Annotated in this window: 19 protein-coding genes; 12 read left to right on the forward strand and 7 right to left on the reverse strand. The window is 72.1% G+C overall.

What is annotated here, in order from left to right; translation table 11 throughout:
• Positions 1–273: 273 nt before the first annotated feature.
• On the forward strand, positions 274–1635 hold the full coding sequence (gene gdhA / locus M3147_RS09960; protein ID WP_251203321.1) for an NADP-specific glutamate dehydrogenase: 1362 nt from the start codon (positions 274–276) through the stop codon (positions 1633–1635).
• Positions 1636–1836: 201 nt separating this feature from the next.
• Here the strand turns inward: gdhA and M3147_RS09965 are convergent, their stop codons facing one another.
• Together M3147_RS09965 and M3147_RS09970 are read right to left on the reverse strand one after the other, a co-directional pair.
• Positions 1837–3273 carry an MFS transporter gene (locus M3147_RS09965; protein WP_251203322.1) on the reverse strand — a complete coding sequence of 479 codons (1437 nt, stop codon included), beginning with the start codon at positions 3271–3273 and terminating at the stop codon, positions 1837–1839.
• A gap of 5 nt (positions 3274–3278) precedes the next feature.
• The gene (locus M3147_RS09970) at positions 3279–3761 is read right to left on the reverse strand and encodes a MarR family winged helix-turn-helix transcriptional regulator (RefSeq protein WP_251203323.1); all 483 of its coding nucleotides are present in this window, start codon (positions 3759–3761) and stop codon (positions 3279–3281) included.
• A 118-nt stretch (positions 3762–3879) separates the two neighbouring features.
• Here M3147_RS09970 and M3147_RS09975 point away from each other — a divergent pair, with 118 nt between their 5' ends.
• Entirely contained in the window at positions 3880–4728 is an 849-nt protein-coding gene (locus M3147_RS09975) for an alpha/beta fold hydrolase (RefSeq protein WP_251203324.1), read from the forward strand.
• Positions 4729–4803: 75 nt separating this feature from the next.
• On the opposite strand, the gene M3147_RS09980 is transcribed toward M3147_RS09975, so the two are convergent.
• Positions 4804–5454 (reverse strand): histidine phosphatase family protein, encoded by a 651-nt coding sequence (locus M3147_RS09980; protein WP_251203325.1) that lies wholly within the window; start codon positions 5452–5454, stop codon positions 4804–4806.
• 68 nt (positions 5455–5522) lie between these two features.
• Between M3147_RS09980 and M3147_RS09985 the strand changes: the two genes are divergently transcribed.
• Together M3147_RS09985 and M3147_RS09990 are read left to right on the forward strand one after the other, a co-directional pair.
• Positions 5523–6572 carry a lipoate--protein ligase family protein gene (locus M3147_RS09985; RefSeq protein ID WP_251203326.1) on the forward strand — a complete coding sequence of 350 codons (1050 nt, stop codon included), beginning with the start codon at positions 5523–5525 and terminating at the stop codon, positions 6570–6572.
• Positions 6573–6640: 68 nt separating this feature from the next.
• Positions 6641–6964, forward strand: a complete 324-nt coding sequence (locus M3147_RS09990; protein ID WP_251203327.1) for a hypothetical protein — start codon at positions 6641–6643, stop codon at positions 6962–6964.
• Between the two features lie 116 nt (positions 6965–7080).
• Here the strand turns inward: M3147_RS09990 and M3147_RS09995 are convergent, their stop codons facing one another.
• Entirely contained in the window at positions 7081–7584 is a 504-nt protein-coding gene (locus tag M3147_RS09995; protein WP_251203328.1) for a flavodoxin family protein, read from the reverse strand.
• Between the two features lie 61 nt (positions 7585–7645).
• Here M3147_RS09995 and M3147_RS10000 point away from each other — a divergent pair, with 61 nt between their 5' ends.
• From M3147_RS10000 to M3147_RS10015, 4 genes are all read left to right on the forward strand, one after another.
• Complete coding sequence (locus M3147_RS10000; RefSeq protein ID WP_251203329.1) at positions 7646–8584, forward strand: DNA-methyltransferase; 939 nt, start codon at positions 7646–7648, stop codon at positions 8582–8584.
• Entirely contained in the window at positions 8581–9501 is a 921-nt protein-coding gene (locus tag M3147_RS10005) for an LLM class F420-dependent oxidoreductase (protein ID WP_251203330.1), read from the forward strand. Before M3147_RS10000 ends, M3147_RS10005 begins: the two co-directional genes overlap by 4 nt.
• A 23-nt stretch (positions 9502–9524) precedes the next feature.
• Entirely contained in the window at positions 9525–11138 is a 1614-nt protein-coding gene (locus tag M3147_RS10010) for an amidohydrolase (RefSeq protein ID WP_251203331.1), read from the forward strand.
• A 143-nt stretch (positions 11139–11281) separates the two neighbouring features.
• Positions 11282–12364 (forward strand): BMP family lipoprotein, encoded by a 1083-nt coding sequence (locus tag M3147_RS10015; protein ID WP_251203332.1) that lies wholly within the window; start codon positions 11282–11284, stop codon positions 12362–12364.
• 87 nt (positions 12365–12451) lie between these two features.
• Here M3147_RS10015 and M3147_RS10020 read toward each other — a convergent pair whose 3' ends face one another.
• Complete coding sequence (locus tag M3147_RS10020; protein WP_251203333.1) at positions 12452–13453, reverse strand: LacI family DNA-binding transcriptional regulator; 1002 nt, start codon at positions 13451–13453, stop codon at positions 12452–12454.
• Positions 13454–13644: 191 nt separating this feature from the next.
• Between M3147_RS10020 and M3147_RS10025 the strand changes: the two genes are divergently transcribed.
• Complete coding sequence (locus M3147_RS10025) at positions 13645–14577, forward strand: nucleoside hydrolase (RefSeq protein WP_251203334.1); 933 nt, start codon at positions 13645–13647, stop codon at positions 14575–14577.
• Between the two features lie 133 nt (positions 14578–14710).
• On the opposite strand, the gene M3147_RS10030 is transcribed toward M3147_RS10025, so the two are convergent.
• Together M3147_RS10030 and M3147_RS10035 are read right to left on the reverse strand one after the other, a co-directional pair.
• Positions 14711–15742 carry a LacI family DNA-binding transcriptional regulator gene (locus tag M3147_RS10030; protein ID WP_251203335.1) on the reverse strand — a complete coding sequence of 344 codons (1032 nt, stop codon included), beginning with the start codon at positions 15740–15742 and terminating at the stop codon, positions 14711–14713.
• A 182-nt stretch (positions 15743–15924) separates the two neighbouring features.
• On the reverse strand, positions 15925–17373 hold the full coding sequence (locus M3147_RS10035; RefSeq protein ID WP_251203336.1) for a GH1 family beta-glucosidase: 1449 nt from the start codon (positions 17371–17373) through the stop codon (positions 15925–15927).
• A gap of 172 nt (positions 17374–17545) precedes the next feature.
• Here M3147_RS10035 and M3147_RS10040 point away from each other — a divergent pair, with 172 nt between their 5' ends.
• From M3147_RS10040 to M3147_RS10050, 3 genes are all read left to right on the forward strand, one after another.
• On the forward strand, positions 17546–18361 hold the full coding sequence (locus M3147_RS10040; RefSeq protein ID WP_251203337.1) for a M15 family metallopeptidase: 816 nt from the start codon (positions 17546–17548) through the stop codon (positions 18359–18361).
• Between the two features lie 243 nt (positions 18362–18604).
• Complete coding sequence (locus tag M3147_RS10045; RefSeq protein ID WP_251203338.1) at positions 18605–18868, forward strand: hypothetical protein; 264 nt, start codon at positions 18605–18607, stop codon at positions 18866–18868.
• Complete coding sequence (locus tag M3147_RS10050; protein ID WP_251203339.1) at positions 18865–19827, forward strand: amidase domain-containing protein; 963 nt, start codon at positions 18865–18867, stop codon at positions 19825–19827. Before M3147_RS10045 ends, M3147_RS10050 begins: the two co-directional genes overlap by 4 nt.
• Positions 19828–19941 lie beyond the last annotated feature (114 nt).

A 19941-nucleotide genomic window follows, 5' to 3' on the forward strand; every position in this document is an offset into this window, starting at 1 on the left:
CGCCCCCCGCCCGCGCGCCCCCGCCCGCATCTCGAGGGGGTCACTTCCCGACACCGCGACCGTCGGAATGCGGGCCCGGTGTCGGAAAGCGACCCCCTCGGGAGGGATTCCGCGCAGAGGAGCGGCCGGGCGGCTGCGGCCGTCACAGTTGCGGGGTCTCCGGTCCGGCTGGCTATGGTGGACCCAGCCCGCACGCAACGGCGCGTCGCTCGGCGACCCGCACCGGCCCCGGCCCTTGCGCTTCCCGTCCGCCAAGTCCCGAAGGAGTTCCGCGTGCCCGCGACCCCGAATCTGATCGACGACGTCTACGACGAGATCCTGTCCCGGAACCCCGGGGAGCCGGAGTTCCACCAGGCCGTCCGCGAGGTCTTCGGCTCCCTCGACCGGGTGCTCGAGCGGAACCCGCAGTACGTGCAGGCGTCGATCCTCGAGCGGATCTGCGAGCCCGAGCGTCAGATCATCTTCCGGGTGCCGTGGGTCGACGACGCGAACCGGGTGCGCATCAATCGCGGCTTCCGGGTGCAGTTCAACTCGGCGCTCGGCCCGTACAAGGGCGGACTGCGCTTCCACCCGACCGTCGGCCTCGGCACGGTCAAGTTCCTCGGCTTCGAGCAGATCTTCAAGAATGCGCTGACCGGCATGCCGATCGGCGGCGGCAAAGGCGGCAGCGACTTCGACCCCAAGGGCAAGTCCGAGGGCGAGATCATGCGCTTCTGCCAGTCGTTCATGACGGAGCTCTCACGCCACGTCGGCGAGTACCGCGATGTGCCGGCGGGCGACATCGGCGTCGGCGGCCGTGAGATCGGCTACCTGTTCGGCCAGTACAAGCGGATGACGAACCAGTACGAGTCCGGCGTGCTCACCGGCAAGGGCCTCACCTGGGGCGGCTCGCTCGTGCGCACCGAGGCGACCGGCTACGGCGCCGTGTACTTCACGCAGCACATGCTCGCGACCCGCAGCCGCTCCTTCGACGGCGCTCGCGCGCTCGTCTCGGGATCCGGCAACGTCGCCATCTACGCGATCGAGAAGGTCGTCGAGCTCGGCGGCGTCGTGGTCGGCGCCTCCGACTCGTCCGGCGCGATCCACGATCCCGACGGCATCGACCTGGACCTCCTCCGGGACGTGAAGGAGCGCCGCCGCGAGCGCATCGCCGTCTACGCCGAGGAGCGCGGTGGGCGCGCCCGGTTCCTGCCCGGGGCATCCGTCTGGGACATCGAGAGCGACGAGCCGATCCAGGTCGCTCTGCCCTGCGCGACCCAGAACGAGCTCGACGAGTCGCAGGCGGCGAAGCTCGTCGCGAACGGCCTCGTCGCGGTCGCCGAGGGCGCGAACATGCCCGCGACGCCGGGCGCCGTGCGCGTGTTCCGCGAGGCGGGCGTGCTGTTCGGGCCCGGCAAGGCCGCGAACGCCGGCGGGGTCGCGACGAGCGCGCTCGAGATGCAGCAGAACGCTTCGCGTGACTCGTGGAGCTTCGAGCACACCGAGCAGCGGCTCGCCGAGATCATGGCGGCGATCCACGAGCGCACCGCGGCGACCGCCGAGGAGTACGGCGCGCCGGGCGACTATGTGGTCGGCGCGAACATCGCCGGCTTCACCCGCGTGGCCGACGCCATGCTCTCGCTCGGCGTCATCTAGGTCGGGCCGCCGGGCCGGCTCGGGCCTCCCGGCTCGGGCCACCCGGGCCCGGTCGTCCTGCTCCGGCGGAGGAGATTCGCGCCGCGGGAGGATGCCTCGAGCCGATTCATCCTCCCGTCGCGACAATCTCCTCCGCCGCGGACGGTGCGGCCCGTGCTGGCCGATGGTGCCCGTCGCTGCCCGCGCCGCGGCCTGCGGCGGCTACCTGAGCCGGGCTCGGCGGCTGCCGCCGAAGACACCTCGACGGGGCGGGATGGCGGTGTCCGAGGCATCCGCGATGGGGCTCGCCTCCGTCGGGACCTGCAGCGCCTCCGCGGGGATGATCGGCACGGCCTCGGTGCGCACCGCCGGGATCGCCGACGTCGGCACGACCGCGATGGCGGCCGTCGGGGGCTCCTCGAAGTGCACGGCCGCGGCCCAGCGCCGGTCGGGATGCCGCACCAGCCGCATGCCGCGCGACACCACCAACCAGCCGAGCCCGATGAGCGCGGCGATGCCGGCGGCGATCGCGGCGACGCCGAGACCCCATCGCGGGCCCCAGCTGTTCGCCACGGCGCCGACGATCGGGGCGCCGATGGGCGTTCCGCCCGAGAGGATCGCGAAGTACAGGGCGAGCACACGCCCGCGCAGCACCGGCTCGGTCGTCGTCTGCACGTAACCGTTCGCGGTCGTGAGCAGCGTCACGGCGGCGAAGCCGATCAGCACGGTCGACGCGGCGAACCAGCCGAACTCGGGCATGATCGCCGACACGAGCGCGGCGACGCCGAAGCCCGCGGACGCGATGATGATGATGCGCATGCGGGCGCGCTCGCGCCGCGCCGCGAGCAGGGCGCCGGCGAGGGAGCCGATCGCGAGGATCGAGTTCAGCAGGCCGTACTCGCCGGCGCCGCGACCGAACTCGACCGCCATCGTCGAGGAGAAGATCGGGAAGTTCATGCCGAACGCGCCGACGAGGAACACGATGATGAACACGACGACGAGGTCGGGGCGGCTCCACACGTAGCGGAAGCCCGCGATGAAGGCGCCGCGCTCGCGCGGGGCTCGAGGCATCCGCTTGAGCTTGCGCCCGCGCAGCATCGCGAGGGCCGCGAGCACCGCGACGAAGCTGGCCGCGTTGATCACGAACACCCAGCCGGAGCCCACGATGACGATGAGCAGGCCCGCGACGGCGGGGCCGATGAGGCGGGCGGTGTTGAACGAGGCCGAGTTCAGCGCGACGGCGTTCGACATGTCGGAGCTCGCGACGAGGTCGGTGACGAACGTCTGCCTGGCCGGGTTATCGACGGCGTTCACGATGCCGAGGAGGCCGGCGAAGATGTAGAGGTGCCATAGCTCGGCGTGGCCGAAGATGAGCAGCATGCCGAGCGCGAGGCCGAGCAGCATCATGGAGGTCTGCGTCACCACGAGGATCTTGCGCCGGTCGAAGCGGTCGGCGATGAGGCCGGTGACGGGCACCAGCAGGAGCTGCGGGGCGAACTGCAGCGCCATCGTGATGCCGACGGCGAGGGCGTCGTTGTCGCTGAGCTCGGTGAGGACGACCCAGTTCTGGGCGGTGGCCTGCATCCACGCGCCGATGTTCGACACGAGGGCCCCGATGAACCAGATGCGGTAGTTGACGTGGGCGAGGGAACGGAACATGGCACTCACTGGTCGATGAGCCTCCCGAGGATCGTCGTGGCGCGGGCGAGCGTCTCTCGCTCGTCGGGGCTGAGGGCGGCGTAGCGCTTCGCGATCCACGCGTCGCGCCGCTTGCGGGTCTCGAGCACCACGCGCGAGCCCGCCTCGGTCGCCGTGACGAGCACCTTGCGGCCGTCGTCGGGGGCGCTGGAGCGCACCGCGTAGCCGGCGTCGACGAGGCAGTTCACCGTGCGGTTCATCGACGGGGCGGTCACGCGCTCGAGCTCGGCGAGCCGGCCGATGGTGAGCGGCCCCTCGCTGTGGATCCAGCCGAGGGTCGAGAACTGGGAGCCGCTGATCTCGGTGTCGCTGCGCTCCTGGCGGAGCCGCCGCGACAGCCGCATGATCGCGACGCGCAGCTCGGTCGACTGCTCGGCGAGGGTACGACGGCGGGATGCCTCGGGGCGGCGTGCGTCGGTCGAGGCGGTGCTGGTCGCGGCATCCGTCATGATCGTTAGCCTAACAAATTAGTGTGGCTAAGTAAATTGGGCGAGCCGCCCGAGCCGCCCGAGCCGCCCGAGCCGCCCGAGCCGTGCGCGGCCGGAGCCCGCCTGCCATGATGAGCGCATGGCGACCTTCACCGACTCGCACGGCGTCCGGATCCACTACGAGTCGTGGCGGGTGCCCGACGCGCACGCCGTGATCCAGCTCGCGCACGGCGTCGGCGAGCACATCGGCCGCTACGGCGAGCTCGTCGCGGCCCTGAACGCGGCCGGGTACTCGGTCTGGGCCGACGACCACCGGGGCCACGGCAAGACCGGGTTCGAGCAGCACGTCGGCGACCTCACCCGGATGGGCAAGCTCGGCCCGGGCGGGCTCGTCGCGACGATCGCCGCGGTCGAGCAGTTCACCGAGGTGATCCGCGAGACCGAGGGCTACGAGCTGCCGCTCGTCTACCTCGGCCACTCCTGGGGTTCGCTCATGGGGCAGATCATCGTGAACCGACACGCCGACCGCTACGACGGGGTGGTGCTCACGGGCACCGCCTACCGCACGATCCGGCACATGAACGGCGGCGACCTGAACAAGCGGCACGCGCACCTCGGGACGACGACCGTGGAGTGGCTCTCGCGCGATCGGGCGGTCGCGGAGGCGTTCATGGCCGACCCGTACACGACCGACGTCTCGCTGCAGAAGCTCTTCGGACTGCTCGACGCCGCCCGCCTGCTCGGTCGCCCCGCGCGGAACCTGCCCAAGGAGCTGCCGCTGCTCATCATGGTCGGCGACGACGACCCGCTCGGCGGGGAGGAGAGTGCGCGCCGGCTCGCCGAGGCGTACGTGCGCCGCTCGGGGCTCGTCGACGTGGAGCTCATCGTCTACGCGGGCGCCCGGCACGAGATCTTCAACGAGACGAACCGCGAAGAGGTGCGGTCCGACCTCGTCGCCTGGCTCGACGAGCGCTTCGCCGTCGACTGATCCGGCGCGTTCCCTCTCCGCTCTCCTCGACTTGCCCGACTTTCATGAAAGTCGGGCAAGTCGGAATGGGGCGGATCAGGTGGCGGCGCGGTCCGGCGGGACGTCGAAGCCGAGCAGGCGCATCCGGGGATGGTTCGGATGCCTCGCGCTCGACTCCATGAACCACGGGTAGACGATCGTCGTGACGTTGCAGTTGCCGAGCACGGGCAGCAGGTCGCGGTAGCCGTCGGGATCCATTCCGGCGAGCTCGCAGAACAGCAGCCGGATGAGCGTCGCGTGCGCCACGATCAGCACCCGCCCGTCGGGGAACTCCTGCACGAGCTCGTCGAGCGCGGGCAGCGCCCGGGCGATGCCGTCCCGGCCGGACTCGCCGCCCGGGAACGGGTTCGATGCGGGCGCGCGACAGAACGCCGCCCATTCGGCCGGGAACCGTTCGGCGAGCTCGTCGGGCGCGAGTCCCTCGGCGACGCCGAAGTCGACCTCGACGAGCCGAGGTTCGATGCGCAGCTCGAGGCCGGTCGTCTCGACGGAGGGGGCGGCGGAACGCTGCGCCCGGCTGAGCGGCGAGGCGACGATCGCGTCGAGGCGGGCATCGACCGCCCAGGCGCCGAGCGCCGCGGCCTGGCCGAGCCCGTGCCGGGTGAGCGCGACGTCGGAGTTGCCCGCGTAGCGGTGCTCGGCGTGCCAGACGGTCTCGCCGTGGCGAGCGAGGAAGAACGTCGTCATGGTCTCAGCGTAGAGCCGAGACCGAATGAACCGGTCTCCGGATGCCGCGGCGACCGTAGGCTTGGGGCATGCACGGTGAGTACAAGGTTCCCGGGGGCAAGCTCGTCGTCGTCGACTTCGATGTCGTCGACGGACTGATCCGCAATCCGCGGGTCGCCGGAGACTTCTTCCTCGAACCCGACGAGGCGCTCGGCGACCTCGACCGGGCGCTCGACGGCCTGCCCGCGGCATCCGATGCGAAGACGATCGCGAAGGCGGTCGCCGACGGCCTCCGCCCCGACGCGGTGCTGCTCGGCTTCTCGCCCGAGGCGATCGCCGTGGTGGTGCGCCGCGCCCTCACCGAGGCGCGCAGTTGGACCGACTACGAGTGGGAGCTCGTGCACGACCCCGCCGTGCCGCCGCGCCTGCACCTCGCGCTCGACGAGGTGCTCGCGACCCGCGTCGGCGACGGCCGCCGCAAGCCGACGCTGCGCTTCTGGGAGTGGGACGAGTCCGCGGTCGTGATCGGCTCGTTCCAGTCGGTGAAGAACGAGGTCGACCCGGAAGGTGCGGCCAAGCACGGCTTCGAGGTCGTGCGGCGCATCTCCGGCGGCGGCGCGATGATGATGGAGAAGGGCAACGTCGTCACCTACTCGCTGTACGTGCCGGCCGAGCTCGTGCAGGGCATGAGCTTCGCCGACTCCTACGCGTTCCTCGACGACTGGGTGCTGCAGGGCCTGCGCTCGCTCGGCATCGAGGCCACCTACCAGCCGCTCAACGACATCGCGAGCCCCGCCGGCAAGATCGGCGGGGCCGCGCAGAAGCGGCTCGGCAACGGCGGGGTGCTGCACCACGTGACGATGTCGTACGACCTCGACAACGAGAAGATGCTCGAGGTGCTGCGCATCGGTCGCGAGAAGATCAGCGACAAGGGCATCGCCTCGGCGGCGAAGCGCGTCGACCCGCTGCGCTCGCAGACCGGACTCAGCCGCGCCGAGATCATCGAGCGGCTGAAGCAGACGTTCGTCTCGCTGTACGGCGCGCAGCCCGGCACGGTCGCGCCCGACGAGCTCGCCGAGGCCGAGGAGCTCGTCGCCGCGAAGTTCGCCACCCCGGAGTGGCTGAACCGGGTGCCGTAGGCCGGGGCTGTCCACAGGCGGGCGGATGCCGCGAGGAACGCTCAGCGGCGAACGCTACAATCGCCCGGATGGAGTGGTGGGCCTGGGCGCTGATCGCCGTCGCCGTGGTGGCGGTGGCCGCGTTCCTCGTGCGCCGCGGGTGGATCGACCTGTCCGACAAGACGAAGCGCGGCAAGCCCTCGGGGCACGCGGTGCTCATGATCGGCGACGAAGTGTTCGCGCCGCGCAAGTACGAGGCGCAGCTCGAGATGGACAAGCAGAACCGGCTGCCGACGCCCGCGCCCACCCCCGACGGTGACAAGGGCATCGCCTTCGCCGACGAACAGGGCGATCCCGGTGCCGAGCCCGACCCCTCCGACCGGTTCCGCGGCAGCATCCGCCTCGACGTGTAGCGGCCGCCGCGGCCTCGTTCGCTGAGCTCGTCGAAGCGGCCCCTCGACGGGCTCGGGGAACCATTGGTGCGCTGAGCTTGTCGAAGCGCTTCGACGAGCTCAGCGAACCAGACCGTTCAGCGGGCCAGACCGCGCAGCCCCTCCGCCCAGGCGGCGGCCCGATCGAGTTCGCCGTCGAGGAGCGGGCCCGCGGTCGGGCCGACCCGGAACGACGCCGGCTCGCCGATCGTGCGGAAGCCGAGCCCATCGAGCCGTCGGCGCACCCGGTGCGAGGGGGCGCCGACGGCGCCGGGAGCCTGCCGCACGTCGAACGTCGCCGCGAAGGGCGCGGAATCGGCGCGCACCGCCGCGAGCCCGCCGAGCCACTCGCGGACGCCCGCGCGGGCCGTGGCCGAGGCATCCGCGCCCTGCGCCCGAGCCGCTCGCCGCGAGAGCCGGCTCGGCAGGGCGAAGCCGTGCGTCGGCGAGCCGACGATGACGAGCTCCGCGTCGCCGATGGCCGGACGGTCGTCGGCGAGCTCGAGGCGCACCGCGTCGGTCGAGCCGAGCGCTCGGGCGATCGCGGCCGCCACCGCGGCGGTGTTGCCGAACATGGATTCGTAGACGACGAGCGTGCGCATCCTGGCCTCCCGCGGGCAGCGTAGCGGGTACCGGGGTCGGCCGTGCTGGCAGACTGGGGGCGTGGCCGCCGCCGAACCGAATCGCGTCATCCACGCCGACAACCTCGACGTGCTGCCGACGCTGCCCGACGGCCGCTTCACGCTGATCTACCTCGATCCGCCGTTCAACACCGGCCGGCCGCAGGAGCGCCGTGCGACGAGCCACGTGCGCATCGTCGAGCCGGACGAGGCATCCGACAGCCCCGACGCTGACCCCCGCCCCGCCCCCGCGACCGTGCGCGGCTTCGCCGGCCGGCGCTACGAACGGGTGCGCGGAGACCTGCTCCGGTACGACGACCGATTCGAGGACTACTGGGCGTTCCTCGAGCCGCGCCTCCTCGAGGCGTGGCGGCTGCTCGCCGACGACGGCACCCTCTACCTGCACCTCGACTACCGTGAGGCGCACTACGCGAAGGTGCTGCTCGACGCGCTCTTCGGCCGCGAGTGCTTCCTGAACGAGATCATCTGGGCGTACGACTACGGTGCGAAGTCGAAGCGCCGCTGGCCGACGAAGCACGACACGATCCTCGTCTACGTGAAGGACCCGGCCAAGTACTGGTTCGACTCCGCGGGCGTCGACCGCGAGCCGTACATGGCACCCGGACTCGTCACCCCCGAGAAGGTGGCCGCGGGAAAGCTGCCCACCGACGTCTGGTGGCACACGATCGTCTCGCCGACGGGGCGGGAGAAGACCGGCTACCCGACGCAGAAGCCCGAGGGGGTGCTGCGCCGCATCGTGCAGGCCTCGACCCGCGAGGGCGACTGGGTGCTCGACTTCTTCGCCGGTTCCGGCACGACGGGCGCCGTCGCCGCCGCCCTCGGCCGGCGCTTCGTGCTCATCGACGAGCATCCCGACGCCGTCGCCGTGATGCGGGCCCGCCTCGGCGAGGTGCCCGGCACGGTGTTCGAGAGCAGTGCCACCGCGCCGGCCACGGCGCTCGACGCGAAGGAGCGCGCATGAAGTTCCGGATCTTCACCGAACCGCAGATGGGGGCGAGCTACGAGCAGCAGCTCGCGATGGCGCTCGCCGCGGAGCGGCTCGGCTTCGATGCCTTCTTCCGCAGCGATCACCTGCTCACGATGGGCGGCGACGGGATGCCGGGGCCGACCGACTCCTGGGTGACGCTCGGGGCGCTCGCGCGGGAGACGTCGACGATCCGGCTCGGTACGCTCGTCACGAGTCTCACGTTCCGGCATCCGGGGCTCACCGCGATCCAGGTCGCGCAGGTCGACGCGATGAGCGGCGGCCGGGTCGAGTTCGGGCTCGGCACGGGATGGTTCGCCGCGGAGCACTCGGCCTACGGCATCCCGTTCCCGGCGCAGCGCTTCGGCCTGCTCGAGGAGCAGCTCGAGGTCATCACCGGGCTGTGGTCGACGCCCGTCGGCGGGCGCTTCTCCTTCGAGGGCGACCACTACGCGCTGCAGGACTCGCCCGCGCTGCCGAAGCCGGTGCAGGACCCGGTGCCGATCATCGTCGGCGGCACCGGCCCGAGCCGCACGCCCGCCCTCGCCGCGCGCTTCGCGCACGAGTACAACGTGCCGTTCCGCTCCAACGCCGAGATCGCCGAGGCTTTCGGCCGGGTGCGCCGGGCGGCCGAGGAGTTCGGCCGCGACCCCGCTTCGCTCGTCTACTCGGCGGCGCTCACGACGACGCTGGGCGAGACGGATGCCGCCTACCGGCGCCGTGCCGCGGCCATCGACCGCGACCCGGTGGGGCTCGCCCGGGAGGGCATCGGCGGCACCGTCGCCGAGGTCGTCGACCGTATCGGCGGACTCGCGGAGCTCGGCGTCGAGACGCTCTACCTGCAGCTGCTCGACTTCGACGACCTCGAGGTGCTGGAGCTGCTCGCGGCCGAGGTCGTCCCCGCGTTCCGCTGAGCGCCGGGCCGGACGGGGAGCACATGACGCAGACGCTGTACACGGGCCGGTTCCGCACGCTGGCGGACGAGGCATCCGCCCAGGCGACGGGGATGCTCGTCGGCGACGACGGCCGCATCGTCGCCGTCGGGGCAGCCGATGCGCTCGCCGAAGCCCACCCGTCCGTGAGGCGGACGGCGCTCGACGGCTGGGCGATGCCCGGGCTCATCGAGCCCCACGGGCATCCCGGCACCGCGGCGGTGCTCTGCTCCGAGCTCGTCGTCGACCTCCGTCCCGTCGTCGTGCCGGATGCCGAGGGTGTGCTCGCGGCGCTGCGGCGCGCGGTCGCCGCGGGCGGGCCCGTGTTCGCGAACGGCTGGGACGGCCTGCTGCAGCGGGGGCTGCCCGCTCCCGACCGCGCCTGGCTCGACGAGCTGGCCGGCGAGGTACCGATCGTCATCGTGCACAACTCGGGCCATTCCGCGTACTTCAACAGTGCGGGCGCCGCACTCGCGGGTCTCAACCGCGATACCCCCGACCCGGTGGGTGCGAGCTTCGGGCGAGACGCCCGGGGCGAGCTCGACGGCGTCGCGCTCGAGGCCGGCGCGGTCGAGCGGGTCATGGCGCCGCTGCTCGAGCGTGGCCGTGCCGGCTTTCCCCGGCTGTTCGCGGCGCACCTCGCCGAGCTCTCCGGGCTCGGCTACACGACCGTCGCCGACCTCTCGTGGGATCCGGCGCTGAACCCCGTGGTCGACGCGCTGCGCGGGTCCGGGCGGCTGCCGGTGCGGCTGCGCTGGTACGAGATGTCGCGCCCGGGCGGCGTCCCGGCGCCGGCACCGGGGCGGGATGCCGCGCTCGACCCGGTGTTCCGTCAGGTCGGCGTGAAGACGTGGAGCGACGGTTCGCCCTGGGTGGGTAACATCGCCACGAGCTTCCCCTACCTCGACACCGAGGCGACGCGCTCGATCGGCCTCGAGCCCGGGCACCGCGGCCACGCGAACTACTCGGGCGAGGAACTGCTCGCGATCGCCGAGCCCTACGCCGCGGCAGGCTGGCAGCTCGCCTGCCATGCGCACGGCGACCTCGCGATCGCCTCGACGCTCGACGTGTACGAGCAGCTCATCGCGCGGCACGGGCTGGCGGACCACCGGTTCCGCCTCGAGCACGTCGGGGCGGCGTCGCCCGAGCTGTACGCGCGGGCGGCGTCGCTCGGGGTGACGGTGAGCGTGTTCGTCGATCACGTGCGGTACTGGGGCGAGGTCCTCGTCGACGGGCTCTTCGGCCCCGAGCACGGCGGCACCTGGGCTGACGCCGGGGCCGCGTTCGCGGCGGGGCACCGGGCGACGTTCCACAACGACGGCTGGGTGACGCCGAACGAGCCGTTCCGGAACATGGCGGTGGCCGAGACACGGCTGACGCGGAACGGACGGCGGATGCCGGGAGGCGCCCCGGTGCCGCGGGCCGACGCTCTGCGGGCGCACACGGCGAACGCGGCGTGGCAGTTGTTCGGCGAGCGGGAGATCGGGGTGCTCGAGCCCGGCCGCTTCGCGGACTTCGTGGTCGTCGACCGTGACCCGCTCACGGTGCCCGCCGACGCCCTCGCCGAGACCGAGGTGCGCGGCACCTACCTCGCGGGGGTGCAGGTCTCCGGGGCGTAGTCGGCGCACGCTCCTTCGGTGTCCTCTTGCGGCCCGGCTCCGCAGCAGTATCATAGTGCCACGCGATGCGTAATCGATTGCGCAACTTTTGCTGACGCATCCGTCCTTGCATCCCCCCTGCCTCGCCAGACGAAGGAGTACCCGTGAGACAGCACCGCACCCGCACCGCCGTCGCGCTCGCCGCCATCGGCGGCCTCGCGACCGCCCTGACCGCCTGCTCCGCCCCACCGGCCGAGAGCGGCGGCGGCGACGCCGCCGCAGCGAACAGCGACTTCCTCGCCTGCATGGTCTCCGACTTCGGCGGCTTCGACGATCGCGGATTCAACCAGGCCGTCCTGGCCGCGCTCGACACGGCCGAGGAGCAGTACGGCGTCGAGACCCTGCGCCTTGAGTCGACCACCGAGAACGACTACGCCCCGAATCTCGCCCAGTCGGTCGACCAGGGGTGCGACTTCACCGTCACGGTCGGCTTCTCGCTCGCCGAGGCGACCAAGGCGGCGGCCGAACAGAATCCCGACTCGCGTTTCGCGATCATCGACGACTCCTCGATCGAGCTGCCGAACGTCAAGCCGGTCGTCTTCGACACCGCGCAGGCCTCGTTCCTCGCCGGCTATCTCGCCGCCGGCTACTCGAAGACCGGGACCGTCGCGGTGTTCGGCGGCCAGCCGTTCCCGCCCGTGCTGCTGTTCATGGACGGGTTCTCCGACGGCGTCGACCGCTACAACGCCGACGCGGGCGCCCAGGTGAAACTGCTCGGGTGGGACAAGGCCGCGCAGGACGGCACCTTCGCCGGCACCTTCACCGACATCGCCGCGGGCAAGACGCTCACCCAGACGTTCATCGACCAGGGCGCCGACGTCATCATGCCGGTCGCCGGCTCGCTCTACCTCGGCAGCGGGGAGGCCGCGCACGAGGCCCCGGGCGACGTCGTGCTCGTCGGCGTCGACAATGACGTCGTCGAGCTCTCGCCCGACCTCGCCGACGTCATGCTGACCTCGGTCATGAAGCAGATGGCCGACGCCGTCGTCGAGCTCATCGGCCAGGCGGTCGAGGACGAGTTCGACAACACCCCGTTCATCGGCGAGCTCGCGAACGACGGGGTCGCCATCGCACCGTTCCACGAGTTCAAGGACTCGGTGAGTCCCGAGCTCGCGGCCGCCGTCGAGGGCATCCGGCAGCAGATCATCTCGGGCGAGATCGTCGTCGAGTCGGTCAACGCGCCGTAGCAAGGGTGTAACCGGATCATCCGGAACGGCGGATGCCGCGGGGCTCGAGGCGCCCCGCGGCATCCGTGCGCCCGGAGAGCAGTGCGCTCAGCGCGTGGTGGATCCGCCCACGAGCAGCGTCGGCGCGACGCGGCTACTGCGCACCGGGGCCGTCGAGCCGGCGACCCGGGAGAGCAGGAAACCGATCGCGTCCGCCGCGACCGCCTCGATCGGCTGCACCACGGTGGTGAGCGTCGGCGCCAGCACCTGCGACAGCTCGGTGCCGTCGAAGCCGGTGACGAGCAGGTCGCGCGGCACCTCGACGCCGTGCTCGCGGAGTCGGCCGATGAGCCCGAGGGCGATGAGGTCGGAGGCGGCGATGACGGCGTCGGGCAGTCGGCCGCGGGCGACGAGGGCGTCGGCGGCCGCGGCCCCGGTGGCGAGGCTGAAGTCGCCCCGGAACGGCTCGCCCACCGCGACGGTCTCGCGGTCGACGGTGCGATCGAAGGCGTTCCAGCGCTCGACACCACTCGAGGTCACGTCGTCGGCGCCGACGTAGACGAGCGAGCGGGCGCCGCGCTCCTGCACGTGCTCGAGGGCGAGGCCGAGCCCGATCTCGTTGTCGACGCCGACATAGTCGGCGAGGGAGACTCCGGCGGAGCGGTCGATCTGCACGAGCGGGATCTCCGCCCCGACGGCACGCAGCGCGCCCGCGGAGCGCTGGCGATCGGAGGGGACGATGACGATGCCGTCGACCTTGCGATCGCCGAAGACGGTGAGGCGGCGCGACTCCTCGGCGAGCTCGCCATGCGAGTCGGCGAGCAGCAGCTCGAAGCCGGCGCGGTGCAGCTCGTGTTCGACCGCGTCGACGAGCTGGGCGAAGTACGGGTTGCCGATCACCGGGACGATCATGCCGACGATGCGCGTCGACCCTTCGCGGAGCGCCCGGGCGATGGGATCCACCCGGTAGCCGAGTTCGGCGGCGACGGCGCGGACCTTCGCGATCGTGGCGGCGGCGACGCGATTCTTGCCGGACAGCGCCCGCGACGCGGTCGCGACGGACACGCCGGCGGCGTCGGCGACCTCCTGCAGGGTCACGGCGTGCGGCATCGTCTGCTCCGGTCTTGCGCACCGCGGCGGGGCGCATCGCTCCCACTGTACGGGGTGCGTCCGGGGCGGCGGGGGAGGGGCTTGACAAAACCGAGCGTCAATAGTGCAATCGATTACGCAAAGCTTGTGCAGTTCGAGCGGATGCCGCGACGGCATCCCGCGCCCTGTACCCCGAGACCACCGGAGCGGCCATGACCACCCCCATCATCCTCGATTGCGACCCCGGGCACGACGACGTGTTCGCGATCTGGCTCGCCGCCGGCGATCCCGCGATCGAGCTCCGGGCGATCACCACCGTCGGCGGCAACGGCCGGCTCGAGCACACCACGTTGAACGCCCGCATCGCCTGCACCGTCGCCGGCATCGAGGGCGTGCCGATCGCCGCTGGTGCCGCCGGTCCGCTCGCGGGCGAGCTGCACCCGGCCGACTGGATCCACGGCGACAACGCCCTCGGCGGGCCCGTGCTGCCCGAGCCGACCGTGCCGCTCGACGAGCGTGACGCGATCACGCTCATGCGCGACGTCATCGAGACCTCCGCCGAGCCCGTCACGATCGTCGCGACCGGCCCGCTCACGAACGTCGCCGTGCTGCTGCGCGACTACCCCGAGCTCGCGCCGCGGATCGCCCGAATCGTCTGGATGGGCGGCTCGACGACCCGTGGCAACGTCACGCCCTACGCCGAGTTCAACGCGTGGACCGACCCCGAGGCGATCAGGATCGCGCTCGACAGCGGCGTCGACTTCACCATGGTCGGACTGAACATCTCGCACCAGGCGCTGATCACGCGCGAGGTGCGCGACCGGCTGGCGGCCATCGGCACGCCCCTCTCGGCCTTCGGCGTCGAGCTGCTCGAGTTCTTCTGCTCGACCTACGAGCGCGCCGAACGGATGCCCGACGGCCCCCTGCACGACCCGATCACGGTCGCGCTGCTCGCCGACCCCGCGGTCGCCACGACGGTGCGCACCCGCATCGACGTCGAGCTCGACGGCACCGAGACCCGCGGCGCGACGAGCACGGACCTCATCGACATCCTCGGCCGCGAGCACAACGCGACCGTCGCACTCGACCTCGACGTCGACCGCTTCTGGGGGCTCATCGAGCGGTCGCTCCGCGCGCTCGGCTAGCGCCCCGGCCCGCTCGCGGTGCCGCGCGCTCGGGCGCGGGCGGGGGCCCGGGGAGCAGGCCGGCGGAGCGAGCCGAGGGAGCAGCCCGGGCGGAGCAGCCCGGGCGGAGCAGCCCGGGGCGGGAGGGCGCGGGTTACGCGGAGTCGCGGAGCACGAGGCGGGTCGGCAGGATCGTCTGCCGCGGCACCGTCTCGTCGCCCTCGATGAGCCGGATGAGCAGCTCGGCCATCAGTCGTCCCTGCTCGGCCGAGGGCTGGGCGACTGTGGTCAGCGGCACCCCGGCGCGGAGCGCAGCCGGACTGTCGTCGACGCCGACGACTGCGATGTCGCCCGGCACGGCGAGCCCGCGCTCGGCGAGCACGGCGAGTGCCCCGGTCGCCATCAGGTCGCTCGCCACGAACAGGGCGTCGACCCCGGGCGGGCGCCCGTCGCGCCCGTCGCCGACCCGGTCGAGCAGGCGGCGGGTCGCCGCTGCGGCACCCTCGGCGGTGAAGTCTCCCGTCTCCTCGAGCTCGCCGGGCAGGCCCGCCGCCGCGACGGTGCGACGGAAGCCCTCGAGCCGGTCGATGCCCGCGGGCATGTCGAGCGGTCCCGAGATCGTACCGATCCGGCGCCGGCCGATCTCGATCAGACGCTCGGTGCCGCTCACGGCGGCGGCGACGTTGTCGACGTCCACGACGTAGGCGTCGATGCCCGTGGCGGGCCGACCGCCGTAGACGAGGGGCACCGTCGCGTGCTCGAACAGCTCATCGCCCGCGTGGTGCGAGATGACGATCGCCCCGTCGACGGCGCCGGACTCGAGGTAGCCGCGGGTCTTCCGCTGCGGGTCGGCGGACGCGACGAGCAGGTTCAGCACGTACTCGCTGTCGTCGATCCGGTCCATGATGCCCTGCACGACGGACGCGAAGTACGGGTCGCCGAAGAAGACGGTGACGTCCTCGGGCACGATGAGGGCGATCGAGCTCGAGGAGCGGCGGGCGAGCGAGCGCGCGGCACGATTCGGCACGTAGCGGAGTTCGGCGACGGCGGTGTTCACCGCGGCGACGACTTCGGGGCTCACCTTCGGGGAACCGTTCACGACCCGGCTCACCGTCGCGCGCGACACACCGGCGCGTCGCGCGACCATCTCGAGCGTGGGCGCTCCGCCCGAGGCATCCTTCGCCATGCGGCAAGTCTAGGTCGCGCGCGTCCCCCGCTTCAGACCCCGGCTTGCCCGACTTTCATGAAAGTCGGGCAAGCCGGGGCGTCAGACCGAGTTGCCCGACTTTCATGAAAGTCGGGCAAGCCGGAGCGTCAGACCGAGTTGCCCGACTTTCATGAAAGTCGGGCAAGTCGAGATGGGGGCGGTCAGAGGGCGCGGTCGCGGATGGCTCGCTGGTAGGCGCGCCCGCTCTGCTTCACGGTGCGCTGCTGGGTGTCGTAGTCGACCCGCACGATCCCGAAGCGCTTCTCGTACCCCCAGGCCCACTCGAAGTTGTCGAGCAGCGACCAGTAGAAGTAGCCGTGCACGGGCGTGCCCTCGTCGATCGCGTCGAGGATGGCGCCGAGGTGCAGTTCCAGGAACTCGGCGCGCTCGGCGTCCGGCACCGAGCCGTCGGCCGCCACGACGTCGTCGTACGCGGCGCCGTTCTCGGTGACGTAGAGGCGGATGCCGCGCTCGCCCGTGTACTCGTGGTGCACGCGGGTGAGCAACTCGGTGAGGCCGTGCGGCTGCACCTCCCACTCCATCGCCGTGAGCGGGAGCCCCTGCGGGTGCCAGAAGACGCCGTCGCCGTTGGGGAACGGCGAGCGGGTCTCGCGGGCGGTGGGTGCCTGGGCGAGGAGCGGATGCTCCGCCGGCCGGTCGCTCAGCAGCTCGCCGTGGTAGTAGTTCACCCCGAGGGTGTCGATCGGGGCGCTGATCGTCTGCAGGTCGCCGTCGTGCACTGCCCCGTCGAGCACGTGACCGAGCCGGAGGTCGTCGAGGTCGGCGAGGAAATCGACGGGGTACTCGCCGCGGAGGATCGGGTCGAGGAACACCCGGTTGAAGCCGGCGTCGATGCGGCGGGCGGCATCCACGTCCCCGGGACGCGCGGGGTCGACGGGCTTCGCCACGGTCAGGTTCAGGGTGATGCCGAGGTCGAGCGAGGCGTCCCGCTCCCGGAGCGCCTCGACCGTGAGCCCGTGTCCGAGCATGAGGTGGTGCGCTGCGCGCAGCCCGTCCTCCTTCGAGAAGCGCCCGGGCGCGTGCGCGCCGGCGGTGTAGCTCAGGAAGGAGGAGCACCAGGGCTCGTTCAGCGTCGTCCACACCTGGACCCGGTCGCCGAGGGCGTCGTGCACGCTCAGCGCGTAGTCCCGGAACCGCGAGGCGGTGTCGCGGTTCGTCCAGCCGCCCAGCTCTTCGAGCGATTGCGGCAGATCCCAGTGGTAGAGGGTGAGCCAGGGCTTGATGCCGGCGCCGAGCAGCTCGTCGACGAGCCGGGAGTAGAAGTCGATGCCCGCGGGGTTCACGGGGCCGCCGTCGGGGCGGACGCGCGACCATGAGGTCGAGAACCGATAGGTCTGCAGGCCGAGCTCGGCCATGAGTGCGACGTCCTCCGGCATGCGGTGGTAGTGGTCGCACGCCACGTCGCCGGTGTCGCCGTTGATGACCGCGCCGGGCACGCGGCAGAAGGCATCCCAGATCGAAGCGGTGCGCCCGTCCTCGAAGGCCGCCCCCTCGATCTGGAACGCCGCGGTCGCGGCGCCGAAGAGGAACGAATCCGGGAACGGGCGACGCGGCTCGCCCGGGCGGGAGGTGTTCGTCGCATCGGTCATGTGCGTTCCTCCAAGAGGTCGGTGTCGTCGGTGCTCGGGCCCGTGTTCCCCGCGCTGAAGCGCTTCGGGCGTCGGCGCTGCGACTCTAGGCGGACCGCTCCACAGTGTCAAGAGAGCGCTCTCACGCTTCGATTCCCAGGGATGCCCGTCGAGCCGGACGTACACTCGGAGGGTGTCTGAGAGCTCCACCCGCCCAACCGTCAGCGAGGCGGTGCACCGCCGCCGGATGATCGTCGCGCTCGCCGTCACAGCGGCGCTGATCGGGGTCGCCGCGTTCGTCGTGGGCGCGGCCTCCGGTGGTTCCGCCGGCGCCTCGCCCAGCGGCGCGAAGGGCGTTGCGGGCGAGACGTCCACCCCACGACCGGCCCCGGAGGCCGCCCCGCCGGCGCAGCCGGTGCCCGTTTTCGACATGAACGCCCACTCGATCGACGACCCGGACAGCATCTGGGTGGTCGTCGACAAGCTGCGCCCGCTCGACCCGCAGGACTACGAGCCCGACGACCTCGTCGAAGTCCCCGTGGCGCGCACCTGGGAGCCGCTCATGCGCCAAGAGGCCTCCGACGCCATCGTCGCGATGTTCGACGCGGCATCCAACGAGGCCGGCCTCGCCCTCGCCTCGAACAGCGCCTACCGCTCCTACTCCACGCAGGAGGAGATCTACGACGGCGACGACACGCTCACCGCTCGACCCGGTTACAGCGAGCACCAGACCGGGCTCGTGATGGACATCGGCGCCGAGTCGGGCAACTGCTCGCTCGACGCGTGCTTCGGCGACACCGACGAGGGCATCTGGCTGCGCGACAACGCCTACCGATTCGGGTTCATCCTGCGGTACCCCGCCGACAAGATGGACGTGACCGGGTACGAGTACGAGCCGTGGCACTTCCGCTACGTCGGCGTCGACCTCTCGACCGAGATGCACGCTCGCGGCATCACCACGCTCGAGGAGTTCTTCGGCCTCCCGGCCGCGCCGGAGTACCAGGAGTAGCTCGGTCGGCCCTGGCCCCTGCCACTGCGGGGTCGGCTCAGGCGGAGGGGATTCGCGCCGGGGGAGGAACGGATGCCTCGGGGCATCCTCCCCATGCGGTGATCTCCTCCCGCGAGGGCGACGGAGGCGGGATGGCCCGGTGACCGCGCTCTCACGGGCCTCCCAGCATTCGGGAAGAATCCTCACAAAAACGCGTGATGGGGTGTCCAGGTTCGCTTTCCCCCAACCCGGACTCCTGATTCTGTGCCTGACATCTCCCCCGACACCCCTGCCCGCCCCCGCTCCAACTTCATCCCGGCCCGCCCCCGCATGCCTGGCCTCGCGAGCGACCCCGACACCACGCGCGCCCCTGACACCACCCGCGACCCCGACGCCACCCGGGACGCCGGCACGTCCGCGTCCCGGCACCCCAAGCATCGTGCGACCCCGAGCGGCAACCGCCGTCCGGGCGCCCGAGGCATCCGCCGGGTCGCCGCCCTCTCCGGGCGAGCGCGATCCTCGGTGTGACGGCCTTCGGTGCGGTCTCCGCCGCGAGCGCCGACGGTGCCCCGGCGCCCGCCTCGATCGCCGCCGAGACCGCGCCGCTCGTCGCGACCGGTGACGAGCTGACCGTGACCCCCGGCGGCTCGACCGTCTCGCAGGTCGACCAGGCCCCCGTCGTCACGAGCGGACTCTCGGTCGCCGCGGCGCCCTTCACCGGAGGCACCCAGGTCACGGTGCAGGGCGACGGGCTCGACGAGGTCGCCGCCGTGCAGGTGGGCGGCACTGCCGCGACCATCGTCTCCGCGGACGAGCGCCAGCTCACCTTCGCCGTTCCAGCCGTCGCCGAGACCGCCCTCGGCTCGGTCGCCGTCACGATGACCGAGGCCGATGGCACCGCCGTCGCCGCGGAGACCCCGGCGTCTCCGGCGACGGCGTCGTTCACGGCGGCGCACCCGCTCGTCGCGGCCGCCTCGCCGGTCGCCGTGCCGAGCGAGCTCAGCCTCACGTACACGAGCGACCCCGGGATCGACGCGCAGCTCGGCTACGTCCTCGCCCACTGGAGCGACTACAACTCCGACGCGTACCCGGTGATCTCGGGCAACGACTGTGCGAACTTCACCAGCCAGTCGCTCGTCGCCCGCGGCTGGGCGATGGACGGCGGCTGGTACTACGACGCCGCGACGGGTGCGATGTCGGCGAGCTGGTCGAGCTCGACGGCGATGCGCGACTGGCTGCTCGGACGGCCCGACCTCGCGACCCCGCTCGACGACTCGCAGCGCGCGCAGGTCAAGGTGGGCGACATCGCCCAGTTCGACTGGGATGCCTCGGGCGACCGCGACCACACCGCGATCGTCACGAGGGTTGAGCACGGCGACGCCGGCACCCGCATCTGGGTCGGCGGGCACACCAAGGACGCCGACTACTGGGACGTCGACGAGGCGATCGCGGGCGGCGGCACGGTCAACTACTTCTCGGTGAAGTAGGCGCGCCCGGCCCGGCCTGGCCGCCCGGTCCGCCTGGCCGCCCGGCCCGCCCGGCAGCACCTCTTGCCACCGCGCCCCATCGCCTTCACCGCCCCCACCGCGACCCACCGCCCC

Source organism: Agromyces mediolanus, assembly GCF_023715325.1.
In the GTDB taxonomy this organism is placed as follows: domain Bacteria; phylum Actinomycetota; class Actinomycetes; order Actinomycetales; family Microbacteriaceae; genus Agromyces; species Agromyces mediolanus_A.

Coding starts and splice junctions, on each gene's coding strand:
- M3147_RS09965 (WP_251203322.1), bottom strand. CDS start 3,273: ATGTTCCGTTCCCTCGCCCACGTCAACTACCGCATCTGGTTCATCGGG.
- M3147_RS09970 (WP_251203323.1), bottom strand. CDS start 3,761: ATGACGGATGCCGCGACCAGCACCGCCTCGACCGACGCACGCCGCCCC.
- M3147_RS09975 (WP_251203324.1), top strand. CDS start 3,880: ATGGCGACCTTCACCGACTCGCACGGCGTCCGGATCCACTACGAGTCG.
- M3147_RS09980 (WP_251203325.1), bottom strand. CDS start 5,454: ATGACGACGTTCTTCCTCGCTCGCCACGGCGAGACCGTCTGGCACGCC.
- M3147_RS09985 (WP_251203326.1), top strand. CDS start 5,523: ATGCACGGTGAGTACAAGGTTCCCGGGGGCAAGCTCGTCGTCGTCGAC.
- M3147_RS09990 (WP_251203327.1), top strand. CDS start 6,641: ATGGAGTGGTGGGCCTGGGCGCTGATCGCCGTCGCCGTGGTGGCGGTG.
- M3147_RS09995 (WP_251203328.1), bottom strand. CDS start 7,584: ATGCGCACGCTCGTCGTCTACGAATCCATGTTCGGCAACACCGCCGCG.
- M3147_RS10005 (WP_251203330.1), top strand. CDS start 8,581: ATGAAGTTCCGGATCTTCACCGAACCGCAGATGGGGGCGAGCTACGAG.
- M3147_RS10010 (WP_251203331.1), top strand. CDS start 9,525: ATGACGCAGACGCTGTACACGGGCCGGTTCCGCACGCTGGCGGACGAG.
- M3147_RS10020 (WP_251203333.1), bottom strand. CDS start 13,453: ATGCCGCACGCCGTGACCCTGCAGGAGGTCGCCGACGCCGCCGGCGTG.
- M3147_RS10025 (WP_251203334.1), top strand. CDS start 13,645: ATGACCACCCCCATCATCCTCGATTGCGACCCCGGGCACGACGACGTG.
- M3147_RS10030 (WP_251203335.1), bottom strand. CDS start 15,742: ATGGCGAAGGATGCCTCGGGCGGAGCGCCCACGCTCGAGATGGTCGCG.
- M3147_RS10035 (WP_251203336.1), bottom strand. CDS start 17,373: ATGACCGATGCGACGAACACCTCCCGCCCGGGCGAGCCGCGTCGCCCG.